Source organism: Jiella endophytica (genome assembly GCF_004519335.1).
In the GTDB taxonomy this organism is placed as follows: Bacteria; Pseudomonadota; Alphaproteobacteria; order Rhizobiales; family Rhizobiaceae; genus Jiella; species Jiella endophytica.
In genome coordinates, this window is record NZ_SOZD01000006.1 from 351,724 (window position 1) to 362,697 (window position 10,974).

At 65.8% G+C, this 10,974-nt stretch carries 10 protein-coding genes; 5 read left to right on the forward strand and 5 right to left on the reverse strand.

The features are described 5' to 3' along the window. Positions 1-72 precede the first annotated feature (72 nt). Together E3C22_RS19970 and E3C22_RS19975 are read right to left on the reverse strand one after the other, a co-directional pair. Complete coding sequence (locus E3C22_RS19970) at positions 73-2,259, reverse strand: methyl-accepting chemotaxis protein (protein ID WP_134763616.1); 2,187 nt, start codon at positions 2,257-2,259, stop codon at positions 73-75. 259 nt (positions 2,260-2,518) lie between these two features. After that, positions 2,519-3,181, reverse strand: a complete 663-nt coding sequence (locus E3C22_RS19975; RefSeq protein ID WP_245515092.1) for an outer membrane protein — start codon at positions 3,179-3,181, stop codon at positions 2,519-2,521. A 408-nt stretch (positions 3,182-3,589) separates the two neighbouring features. Here E3C22_RS19975 and uvrC point away from each other — a divergent pair, with 408 nt between their 5' ends. Further along, positions 3,590-5,743, forward strand: coding sequence for an excinuclease ABC subunit UvrC (gene uvrC / locus E3C22_RS19980; protein WP_134763617.1), 2,154 nt, complete (start codon positions 3,590-3,592; stop codon positions 5,741-5,743). A 144-nt stretch (positions 5,744-5,887) separates the two neighbouring features. On the opposite strand, the gene E3C22_RS19985 is transcribed toward uvrC, so the two are convergent. Next, positions 5,888-6,118: a hypothetical protein gene (locus E3C22_RS19985; protein ID WP_134763618.1), complete on the reverse strand. Its 231-nt coding sequence runs from the start codon at positions 6,116-6,118 to the stop codon at positions 5,888-5,890. Between the two features lie 433 nt (positions 6,119-6,551). Between E3C22_RS19985 and pgsA the strand changes: the two genes are divergently transcribed. Further along, positions 6,552-7,133 carry a CDP-diacylglycerol--glycerol-3-phosphate 3-phosphatidyltransferase gene (gene pgsA, locus E3C22_RS19990; RefSeq protein ID WP_134763619.1) on the forward strand — a complete coding sequence of 194 codons (582 nt, stop codon included), beginning with the start codon at positions 6,552-6,554 and terminating at the stop codon, positions 7,131-7,133. 52 nt (positions 7,134-7,185) lie between these two features. Here pgsA and E3C22_RS19995 read toward each other — a convergent pair whose 3' ends face one another. Next, complete coding sequence (locus E3C22_RS19995) at positions 7,186-7,632, reverse strand: DUF6130 family protein (protein WP_134763620.1); 447 nt, start codon at positions 7,630-7,632, stop codon at positions 7,186-7,188. A 235-nt stretch (positions 7,633-7,867) separates the two neighbouring features. After that, positions 7,868-9,064, reverse strand: coding sequence for a hypothetical protein (locus E3C22_RS20000; protein ID WP_134763621.1), 1,197 nt, complete (start codon positions 9,062-9,064; stop codon positions 7,868-7,870). 48 nt (positions 9,065-9,112) lie between these two features. On the opposite strand from E3C22_RS20000, the gene moaD reads away from it, so the two are divergent. The 3 genes from moaD to E3C22_RS20015 all read left to right on the forward strand — a co-directional run bounded on the left by moaD (position 9,113) and on the right by E3C22_RS20015 (position 10,752). Then, positions 9,113-9,364, forward strand: a complete 252-nt coding sequence (gene moaD / locus E3C22_RS20005) for a molybdopterin converting factor subunit 1 (protein ID WP_134763622.1) — start codon at positions 9,113-9,115, stop codon at positions 9,362-9,364. 2 nt (positions 9,365-9,366) lie between these two features. Continuing rightward, the gene (locus E3C22_RS20010) at positions 9,367-9,936 is read left to right on the forward strand and encodes a molybdenum cofactor biosynthesis protein MoaE (protein ID WP_245515093.1); all 570 of its coding nucleotides are present in this window, start codon (positions 9,367-9,369) and stop codon (positions 9,934-9,936) included. Positions 9,937-10,224: 288 nt separating this feature from the next. Continuing rightward, on the forward strand, positions 10,225-10,752 hold the full coding sequence (locus E3C22_RS20015) for a CBS domain-containing protein (RefSeq protein ID WP_134763623.1): 528 nt from the start codon (positions 10,225-10,227) through the stop codon (positions 10,750-10,752). Positions 10,753-10,974: the final 222 nt, after the last annotated feature.

The window sequence follows — 10,974 nt, forward strand, 5'->3', positions numbered from 1 at the left end:
AAAGCGCCCGCAGCGAGAAGCCGCGGGCGCCGGGACGCGCCGGAAGGTGCGGGGAAGGAAACCGCTACCTCGTCACGCCGCGCGGGCGAGCTTTGCCGGCTGCCGCTGCTCGACCTTGAAGGCGGCGATCTGGCCGGCAAGGGCCGTCGCCTCGCCGGCAAGGCCGTGGGTCGCCGCGGTCGCCTGTTCGACCAGAGCGGCATTCTGCTGGGTGGTCGTATCCATCTGCGACAGCGTGTCGTTGACGTGGCTGACGGAATCGGCCTGCTCGCGGGAAGCATCGACGATTGCGCTCACCTCGGTGCGGATCGTCTCGACCTTTTCGAGGATCGTGCCGAGGGCGCCGCCGGTCCGCTCGAACAGCGAGACGCCGCTTTCAAGCGAGGTGACCGAGCGGTCGATCAGGCCGCGGATCTCGTTGGCGGCGTTGCTCGAACGCTGGGCCAAGTCGCGTACCTCCTGCGCCACAACGGCAAAGCCCTTGCCGGCCTCGCCCGCCCGCGCCGCCTCGACGCCGGCATTGAGGGCGAGGAGGTTAGTCTGAAAGGCGATCTCGTCGATCACCGAGACGATCTGGGAAATCTCCTTGGACGAGTCGGCGATCTTGCCGATGACGCTCACCGACTCCTCGACCAGCTGGCCGGAGGAACGGGTAAAGTCGGAAACTTCGGCGACATAGGTGCCCGCGGCCGTGGCACGCTTCGCGGTGGAGGTGACGGTGGTCGACACCTCGGCCATCGAGGCGGCGGTCGTCTCCAGCACCGCCGCCTGCTGCTCGGTGCGGCGGGCGAGATCGTCGGAGGCGACCCGCAGCTCGCTGACGCCGCGCTCGACGCTGTCGGCGACCGCCTTGACGGCGAGGATCGTCGCCTCCAGCATCCGGACGGATTCGTTGTAGTCCTTGCGCAGGGCGTCGTAGGCGCCGGGCAGTTCCGCCGCGATGCGGAAGGCGACGTCGCCTTCCGACAGCCGCTTCAGCGCGTTGCCGATCTCGGCGATCACCCGCTCCATCTGCTCGGCGCTTTCCCGGCGCTCCGCCTCGATTTGCCGCTGCTGGGCTTCGCGCTCTTCCAGATGCTGCCGGTCCTCCTCGAGCTTCCTGCGGGCATTTTCCTCCGTCACGGTGGCGAAGGTGGAAACGGCGCGGGCCATCTGGGCGACCTCGTCCTCGCCGCTCGTATCGACGCCTGACATGTCGACCCGGCCTTCGGCGAGACGCCTCATGCAGGCGATCAGGGCGTTGAGCGGCCGCGTCACCGAGCGGGCGATCACCACCGAGCCGAGGATGACCAGCAGCGCCGTTCCGGCGACGAGCACCGAGAGCAGCACGAAGCTGTTCCATTTTTCAGTGCTGGAGGCCGCGGCGAGCGCTTGGATCGTCTGCAGCGTCTCGGTCTCGATCCTCGCCATCTCGTCGATGACGCCCGTCGTCAGGGCAAACCACTCGCCGGCATCGAGCCCTGTAAGGTCGCCGCCAACGCCGTCCCTCAGGATGCGGGCACTCATCGTCAGCGCTTGCTGCAGCCCCGCGTCGTCGAGACGCTGGCGCAGGCCCGCCTCGGCGCTTGCCGGCTCGAGGGCGATGAAGCGCTCGATATGGGCGACGAAGCCGCCGGAGAGCTGCCGGAACCGTTCGAAACCCCGCTCGGACAGCGATCCCGAAGCGATGATGCCGGCCCCCTCGCCCCGCTCGCGCCCGGCGAGATCCTTCGCCAGGACCAGATTGTTATAGGCGGCGAGACGGTCCGGCAGCGTGGAACCGCGCTCGGACTTGCTCATCGCACTCATCAGACGCATCAGCGAGTCGATCGTCGCGTTGTAATAGTCGAAGGCGGTCTCACGCGGGGTCGACAGCGCCGAGACCTCCTTGCGGACCTCGGCGAGCCGGGCGAGAGCCTCGGACGACATGTCGATGTAGCGGTGGAGGTCGGCTTCCGTCGTCTCGGCAAGCTTGCGCTCCTGCACCAGGAAACTGGCCAGCGCCGCGTCCACCTTTTCGCGGGCGCCGAGCATCTTGTCCTGCATCTTCTTGCCGCCCGAGCCGAGAAAGCCGGAGGACGTGCCGCGCTCGACCTGCAGCCAGTGGACGAGCTTGCCAAGAGCGTCGAGCTCGACGCCGGTTTCGACGACGGCGCTCATCTGGACGTATTTGCCATAGAACTCCGATATCTCATGACTGCCGATCGCAAATATGAAGATGAACGGCAGAAGCAATGACGCAAAGAAACGCTTGGCGATGGAAAACTGATTCAGTCTCATGGCAATTTGTCCGTCGTTCAAACAAACGGGTGAGGAGATTTTTCCTCAGCTCCCGGTCAAATTGCAGCAAATCGTTTAAGCGAGGGTGAACCCGTCGGAGAATGCAATGATCATTATACTGCTATATTAGATGAATATTTCCCGGCCGCAATCATTCGGCAAACTGAATGCATCAGAGAATTGCGGGTCGCAGCGTCCGACGGCAAACCCTGGCACATGGCCGATCGTGCCGGTTTGCCGCGAGCCGCGCGGGACGCGGTCAGAACTTCAGCGCGATGCCGGCGCGGATCGAATGTTCGTCGAAGCCGGAAGAGACGCTGGTATTGCCGAGATCGTAGGTCTCGTCGCCAAACCGCGAATAGCGGTATTCGAGTCGCCCGGAGAGATCGTCGGAGATCTTCGCCTCGACGCCGGCGCCCACCGTATAGCCGATATGGGTCTTGCTGTCGGAGGCGCCGTTAAGGGAGAGCTCGTTGCGCGAGGCGGCGACGCCGCCCGTGGCGAAGACCAGGAAGGGATCGGCCTGATAGCCGACTCGGCCGCGCAGCGAGCCGAAGACGTTCTGCTCGCCATCGACGTCGCCGCCGAGACTTGGGCTGAACCCCGAGCCGTCGACACCGGAGCCGCCGATATCCGCCTCGATGCCGTAGACGATCGGCGCGGCCTCGAAATTATAACCGGTATAGACGCCGCCGACGAAGCCGTCGCCGTCGAAGGAAGCGCCGCCGGCATCCCTGAAGCGGGCAAAATTGTAGCCGACAAAGGCACCGGCATAGGGGCCGGACCAGACATAGATGGAGGCCGGCGCTTCCGGCGAAGGCGCTGAAGGCTGCTCGAAGACGACATCGGCCGCCGAGGCGCTGCCCGTGGCGAGGGCCAGCACGCCGGACAAGATAGCGGCGAATGTTCCGATACGGGTCATCGGCATCGTCGTTCCACCACTGGCTCGCGAGCGCTCGCCGGACCTTTCGGCCCCGCCTTCCCGGCCTGCAAAATCAGACCGGCAGCTCGCCATCGCCGATTGTCGGCGACACGGCACCGTTACACAAGTGGGGTGCACAGACGCCGGAAACAGGACCGGGAAACGGCAAGCCGATCGTTCCGCAAAACTTTTCCGGCAATGTTGCAATCTCGCAACAAGCATCGAGAGCGGCCTCGCAGATCCGGTGCGGTGGCGCGGGCACCCGTGGTCGGGCGCCGCGCCCCCTGCATTTCGAATCATGCGCCATCATATATGACAGGCCGGCCGGCGATGAGCCCGCCGGAGTTGAACGAGGAGACCGAGTTGGGCCGTTCGCGTCCACAACGAGATCAGCGCGACGACGCCGCAATGCCGGAAGCCGCAGAGGACGAGGACGTCGCCGCACCGTTCGAAACGGACGAGGCGGAGGGTGCGCCCGGCGACGCCGCAGATTTCGGCGGCGATGTCGCGGAGGATGACGAGGACGAGCCGACCGCCGCGTCCGCCCCGGCCGTCAGGGCATCCGATGCGCTGATCGGGGCGATCGAGTGGGACGATGCCGGCAAGTCCGTCCATGCGGATCTCAAGGGACCGGAGCTGATCGCCGCGCTGGCAAAGCGGCTGCCGAATTCGCCCGGCGTCTACCGGATGTTCGGCGATGACGGCGAGATCCTCTATGTCGGCAAGGCGCGCTCCCTGAAGAAGCGGGTGGTCAACTACACCCGGCTCGGCGGCCACACCCAGCGCATCGCGCGGATGATCGCCAAGACGCGCAACATGGAGTTCGTCACCACCCGCACCGAGACCGAGGCGCTGCTCCTCGAGGCGAACCTCATCAAGCGCCTGAGGCCGCGCTTCAACGTCCTGATGCGGGACGACAAGTCGTTCCCCTACATCCTGATCAGCCAGGATCACGCCGCCCCGGCGATCCTCAAGCACCGCGGCGCGCGCTCGCGCAAGGGCCGCTATTTCGGCCCCTTCGCCTCGGCCGGGGCGGTCGGGCGGACGATCAACGCCCTGCAGCGGGCCTTCCTGCTGCGCACCTGCTCCGACTCGGTCTATGACAGCCGCACCAGGCCGTGCCTCCTCTACCAGATCAAGCGCTGCTCCGGCCCCTGCACCGGCGAGGTGAGCGAGGCCGAATATGCCGAACTCGTCGACGAGGCGACGGCGTTTCTGTCCGGCCGGTCGAGCGACGTGAAGACGATGCTGTCGCACTCCATGCAGTCGGCCTCGGCCGATCTCGACTTCGAACGCGCCGCGGTCTACCGCGACCGCCTCGCCGCACTGTCCCACGTTCAGGGCCATCAGGGGATCAATCCCGAGGGCATCGAGGAGGCGGACGTCTTCGCCATCCATCAGGAGGGCGGCCTCACCTCGATCCAGGTGTTCTTCTTCCGCACCGGCCAGAACTGGGGCAACCGCGCCTATTTCCCCAAGGCCGACCCGTCGCTGGAGCCGGAGGCCGTGCTTGCCGCCTTCCTCGGCCAGTTCTACGACGACACGCCGGCGCCGCGGCTGATCCTGTTGCCGGTGAAGGTCGATGACGAGGCGCTGCTCGCCGAGGCGCTGACCCTGAAGGCCGGGCGCCGGGTGAAGATCGAGGTGCCGTCGCGCGGCGCCAAGCGCGACCTCGTCGACCACGCCGCCTCGAACGCCAAGGAGGCGCTCGGCCGCCGCCTCGCCGAGACATCGACCCAGGCGCGGCTCCTCGACGGGCTGCGACAGACCTTCGGCCTGTCGCGCACGCCGCGGCGCATCGAGGTCTACGACAACTCCCACATCATGGGCACCGCCGCCGTCGGCGCGATGATCGTCGCCGGGCCAGAAGGCTTTGCCAAGAACCAGTACCGCAAGTTCAACATCAAGGGCGAGGACATCACGCCGGGCGACGACTTCGGCATGATGAAGGAAGTCATCCGCCGCCGCTTCTCCCGCCTCATCAAGGAGCATGCCGACGACATGCCGGCGACCGCCGACACGGCGCTGGCCGGCGAGGCCGCCCCGGCGGATGCTCTCCCCGACGGCGAGATGGCGGAGGACGCCGCCGAGGACGCGCCGATGCCGGCCTGGCCGGACCTCGTGCTGATCGACGGCGGCAAAGGGCAGATGTCGGCGGTGCGGGCGATCCTCGACGAACTCGGCATCGCCGACCGGATCACCGCCATCGGCGTCGCCAAGGGCGTCGACCGGGATGCAGGCCGCGAGCGCTTCGTCACCGACGGCCGCGAGCCCTTCTCGCTGCCGCCGCGCGATCCCGTGCTCTATTTCGTCCAGCGGCTGCGCGACGAGGCCCACCGCTTCGCCATCGGCACCCATCGGGCCAAGCGCAAGAAGGAGCTGGTGAAGAACCCGCTCGACGAGATCGCCGGCATCGGCCCGTCGCGAAAGCGCGCGCTGCTCCACCATTTCGGCACGGCCAAGGCCGTCTCGCGGGCGGCGCTCAGCGATCTCACCGAGGTCGACGGCATCTCGGCGGCCATGGCGCAGTCGATTTACGACCATTTCCATGCCGGCGGGTGAAACATTCACGATCGGCGGCGCGCATTGCAACGCTCGCGCCGGCATAGAGTCTCCAATGCGATCGGGCCGGATCAAAGCAATGGCGGGGCGTGTGAGACGCGGCGTCGAACCCACCTCGGGGAATGAGATCTGGAGAGGTAGTTCTCAGACGCCAAAAGCATCCCTGGCTTGCGGCGAATCCATCAGGATGTTTTCCCCAAGAACTCGCGCAAACCGTTCGAAGCCCTCTTTATCTCCCTGAAATTGCTTTCTAGGGAGCTGAACAGACGTATAGATCTGCTTATCGGCGCGATCAGGAAATATTCTGTATATGGTCAGCGTGCCCTCACCATCTATTTCAATCAAATGGCTATGTCCTGCCGTTACATCTGACATGAATAAACTCGCGGGCATTGAGGGATAAAGAGGACTTCAACCAATCCTGCAAGGGTATGCCAGACAGCCGCTGCCGTTTGGCCCCGGCAGCGTCCAATTGCATGACATGTGACAGCGTCTATCCAATTCATTTTATCGCAGTTGTCATCACTCTCGCGCGCTTCTGTATCGCCTTTCAGCGAGCCAGCCGCACAGACTGTTTTCACTTGAATTGCTCAATGCGCTATCTCCGAAATGCCGACTGCGGCCACCCCATCCACGCGGGACGCATCTTCAAAGCATTGTCCAGTAGGATCGATCCGGCTAAGTGGATTCCCTCCGACAATCGCCACGTTCGAAGGCGAAGATCGGATCTTTACGCCGGGCCGGTTGACTTGACGGCCCCGCCCGCGCTTTGAGAAACCAGCCCACACATCCCGCAGGCAAGCGTATCATGGCGTCTAGGGCCCTCAGCCTTCCCAACATCCTGACCTATGCGCGGATCGTCTGCGTTCCGCTCGTCGTCATGTGCTTCTTCCTCGAAGGCCAGCTGCGCAGCCCCGACTACGCCCGATGGACGGCGCTCGGCATTTTCATCGCCGCCTCGATCACCGACTATTTCGACGGCTATCTCGCCAGAGCCTGGAATCAGTCCTCGACGATCGGCCGGATGCTCGATCCGATCGCCGACAAGCTTCTCGTTGCCGCCGTCCTCCTGCTGCTCGCCGCCGAGGGGAGCATCGCCGGCTGGAGCCTCTGGGCGGCGATCATCATCCTCTGCCGCGAGATCCTCGTCTCGGGCCTTCGCGAATATCTCGCCGAGCTGAAGGTCTCCGTCCCGGTGACGCGGCTCGCCAAGTGGAAGACGACGATCCAGATGATCGCCATCGCCTTCCTTCTCGCCGGGCCCGCCGGCGACGAGTTCATGCCGGGGATCAGCCAGCTCGGCCTCGTCCTTCTCTGGGTCTCGGCGATCGTGACGCTCTACACCGGCTACGACTATTTCCGCGCCGGGCTTCGGCACATCGACGACTGACAGGCGGTAGGGCCCCGCCCGCCCTCAGACAGCCGGCGACGGCCGCCGGTGATCACGCCTCGATGACGAGCCGCGCTGTGATCATGCCGTCCTTCGTCGCGAAAGCACGGTGGTCGGTCGCCTGCAGCGTGATCGTCAGTTCGTGCCGGCCGGGCGAGAGCCTGCCGATCGACTTCTCGGGCGCATAGGCGGAGACGAGCTTCCTGTCGCCTTCGTAGATGTGGACGTGGCCGACGACCTCGCTGCCCTCGACCGCCTTGCAGATCTCGGTGAAGCGGAAATTTTCCGCCGCCATCGAGACCGTCCATTCGCCGTCCGCATCCTTCTCGGCGCGTGCGACGATCTTCGGCAGCGGCGCTTCCTCGGCCACCCTGACGAAGAGCGACTGCGGCGGCTCGCGATCCTCGGCGAGAAGCGACGTCGCCGCAAAGACGCCGCCGAGAAGCAGCGACAGGGCGAGTGCGACGGGCGCGCGGCGGAACATGGTGACACGAAACATCGTCGGACCTCGAAGAGCCTGGAAATCGCTGTGATGCCGGCGGGAGTGGAAGGCCGAGAGCAGATCGTCGCCTTGCGGCTGCTGATCGGTTTGCCCGGTGATCGACACGAAGACGGGGCGCCTGCGGCGGAGGCGCCCCGTCCCGGGTGGTGCGCGTGGAGACCACGCCGACCAGCCACCCTGATCATGCTCTTCGAAGCGGAAGAAACGGCAGTTTCGCAGAGCCCTGCAGGTCTCACGCGGCCTGTTCGGCCAGCGCTCCGACCGGCGCCAGGGGCATCCTGTCCCGACGGCCAGCGGCACGGCGGGCGCCCGCCCCGGCCATCAGGAAGACGAAGGCCATGGCATAGAGATTGGCATGGAACAGCGGCGTCTCGCCGAGGGTCAGCGCGAAGAGCGTGAAGGCCGAGATCAGGAACAGCGCGATCGGCCGCACCAGGATGCCTGCGACGAGCAGCAGCCCGGCCGAGACCTCGACGAAGGTCATGACGAAGGCGACGAGGCCGTAGCCGAGGCCGAATTCGGGGAACTGGCCATGTTCGAGGATGGCGATCAGAAGCGTCGGCTGCATCAGCTTGTAGGTGATCCCGAGATAGGCGAAATTTGCCCCGAACAGGATCATCAGCCCGCGATAGACCGCCGGCGTCAGCTCCAGGCGGTCGAGCGGCGAGCCCGCGGGCACCCGGCCGGCGAGCCGTTCGGGCAACTTCATCGCGAAGCGCCCCGCACCGGCAAAGGCGAGATAGAGGCCCGGGACGACGAAGTGTCCGGCATAGGCGAGGAAGGTCTCGCCGAAGAGATGAAGACCGAGAACGGCCAGCGCCGCGACGCAGACACCGGCGATCCGCACGCCGAGACCGGTGATCAGCATCGCCGCCAGTGCCAGCTGGGCCGGCACCAGAAGACCCCATGCCGGGTCGAAGAGCTTCAGCTGCATGTCCGGCACGAACAGCGTCGGCCGCGTACCGACCGCAACGCCGGCTGCCGGCAAGAGGCCGAGCGCCGCGGTGAACAACATGATCGCAAGGCCGATGCGCACGAGGAGCGGGCCGAACTCCCCGACCCTTTCCGCGAGCGGACGCAGCAGCCGGTCCTCGATGGCCTGCCAGCGCGGCTCGAGGCAGACCGCCGCGAACACCACACCGGCGAGCGCGCCCGCCAGCGGGCCGGCGAGAAGCGGGCTGGTGAAGAGCGCCGGTTTCGGCGCGGCGGCGAGCGAGATCATTTCCTGCGGCGTCAGCAGCCAGGCCTCGTGGGCGCCGGCGGAAGCCGTCATCGCCAGGGTGACGGCGCCGGCAAGACCGGCAGTGAACATCTTCGTCGTCATGAAAGGCTTCTCCGCTTCGCCGAAATCCGACATGACCGGCGAATGGAAGCCCCAGAGCCGGGTGAACCGGCGCGGCACGGCGAACCACGCAGAAGCCCTTGCCATCGGCGCCCTCGCCCGCCATTTCCGGCAGCAGAGGACAGGAGCTTCCCCATGAAACTTGCCTATTTCGCCTGGGTGCGCGAGCGGATCGGCCTTGCCGAGGAGGAGGTCGCACTGCCTGAGGGCGTTGAGACCGTCGGCGATCTCCTCGGCTGGCTGAAGGGCCGCGGCGAAGGCTATGGCGCGGCGCTCGAAGCGCCGGAGATCATCCGCGTCGCCATCGACCACGAGCATGTCGACCATTCCGAGCCGCTGGCCGGCGCGAAGGAAGTCGCGATCTTTCCTCCGATGACCGGAGGCTGAGAATGGCAAAGACCCCAGACAGCAGCGCGCTTGCCGCCACGATGTATGATCGCGGTGCCGCAAGCGGCAGCGAAGTTAAGCAGGAAGACGCGGGCGGGGGCCCCCGCCCGGAGCCGTCGATCGAGGTGCGCGTGACCGCAGAGCGCATCGACGCCGGCACCGTCGCCTCGCGGCTGGCCGGATCGGGGGCCGTCGGTGCGCTCGTCACCTTCACCGGTTATTGCCGCGACGAAGGCGGCCGTCTGAAGGCGCTGGAACTCGAACACTATCCCGGCATGGCCGAAAAGCAGATCGGCAAGATCGCCAACGAGGCCGCCTCGCGCTGGCCGATCCTCGGATGCGCCGCGATCCACCGCCACGGCCTGATCGCCCCCGGCGAGGAGATCGTCCTCGTCGCCTGCACCTCGGCACACCGGCAGGCGGCCTTCGAGGCGGCGAGCTTCCTGATGGATTTCATGAAGACCTCGGCGCCGTTCTGGAAGCGCGAGCATCTCGTCGACGGCACGACCGGCGGCTGGGTGGAGGCGCGTGACACCGACGACGCCGCCGCGAACCGCTGGCACCGCCTCTGACACCTGATACCCTTGGTGCCGGTCTCTGACCGGCGCTAAAGGATATGCTCGAGGGCCCCGCTTCATCGATGCCAGCGACCGGGAATTGGTCTGACGGACCGCTGGCGTAAGCTGCCGAAACTCATGTAACGATTGCTTCAGAAACTGTCGAAATCTGAATATATCCTGCGGGACAGCAAAGTCGTTTCGCGCCTGCAACATCGATTTTACAACAGGATCGCAAGCATCGGCACTGTTCAGGCGGCTTGATCAGACTAGCTTTCCGGTTTTCGACTGGGAGGGCACCCCGTGAAGATCAAGGACAGGCCGGAATTCCGCGACAAGCCGAAGCCTCTGTGTTTCGGGCCCGAGGACACGGCGATGGCCGCCGTCACGGCGATGACCGAGCGCAATGTCGGCTCGGTGATGATCGTCGACGAGTTCGAGAAGCTGATCGGCGTCGTCACCGAACGCGACGTCATGAAGCGGCTGGTCGGCGCCAGGCGCGATCCCGAGGCCACCCGGCTGCGCGAGATCATGACCGCCAAGCCGCGGGCCGCCAGGGCCGAGGACGACCTCATCGAATGGATGCGGGTCATGTCGAACGAGCGGTTCCGCCGCCTGCCGATCGTCGACGAACAGGGCCGCGTCGTCTCGATCATGACGCAGGGCGACTTCGTCTCCTACACCTGGCCGAACCTCCTGCACCAGGCCCGCGAGGTCACCCGTTCGAGCGTCGGGCGGAACTATCAGATCCTGCTGGTGGCGGGCTCGGTGGCGATCTACACGATCATCCTGATCGTCGTCCTCGCCTCGTTCTTCGGGGCGGAGGCGTAGCGGATAGAGGTGAGTGCGAGGGAACGACGGGCCAACGGCCGGATCGAACGTCAGGCACCGACACCCCAATCTACGACGGCCTACGGGCGTGACATCCCCCTCTGTCCTGCCGGACATCTCCCCCTCAAGGGCAGGCGAATCGCATATGGCCGGCGGTGATTTGAAGCTGATCGGGCTTGCGGTTTTGGCTCTGATTGATTCTGGAAGCATCCATGGAGATGT

Bases quoted from the DNA above. Each gene is read 5' to 3' on its own strand.
- E3C22_RS20010 (WP_245515093.1), top strand. From the start codon at position 9,367: ATGGCAAAGACCCCAGACAGCAGCGCGCTTGCCGCCACGATGTATGAT.
- E3C22_RS19975 (WP_245515092.1), bottom strand. From the start codon at position 3,181: ATGACCCGTATCGGAACATTCGCCGCTATCTTGTCCGGCGTGCTGGCC.
- moaD (WP_134763622.1), top strand. From the start codon at position 9,113: ATGAAACTTGCCTATTTCGCCTGGGTGCGCGAGCGGATCGGCCTTGCC.
- E3C22_RS19985 (WP_134763618.1), bottom strand. From the start codon at position 6,118: ATGTCAGATGTAACGGCAGGACATAGCCATTTGATTGAAATAGATGGT.
- E3C22_RS19970 (WP_134763616.1), bottom strand. From the start codon at position 2,259: ATGAGACTGAATCAGTTTTCCATCGCCAAGCGTTTCTTTGCGTCATTG.
- E3C22_RS20000 (WP_134763621.1), bottom strand. From the start codon at position 9,064: ATGGCAAGGGCTTCTGCGTGGTTCGCCGTGCCGCGCCGGTTCACCCGG.
- uvrC (WP_134763617.1), top strand. From the start codon at position 3,590: ATGCCGGAAGCCGCAGAGGACGAGGACGTCGCCGCACCGTTCGAAACG.
- E3C22_RS19995 (WP_134763620.1), bottom strand. From the start codon at position 7,632: ATGTTTCGTGTCACCATGTTCCGCCGCGCGCCCGTCGCACTCGCCCTG.
- pgsA (WP_134763619.1), top strand. From the start codon at position 6,552: ATGGCGTCTAGGGCCCTCAGCCTTCCCAACATCCTGACCTATGCGCGG.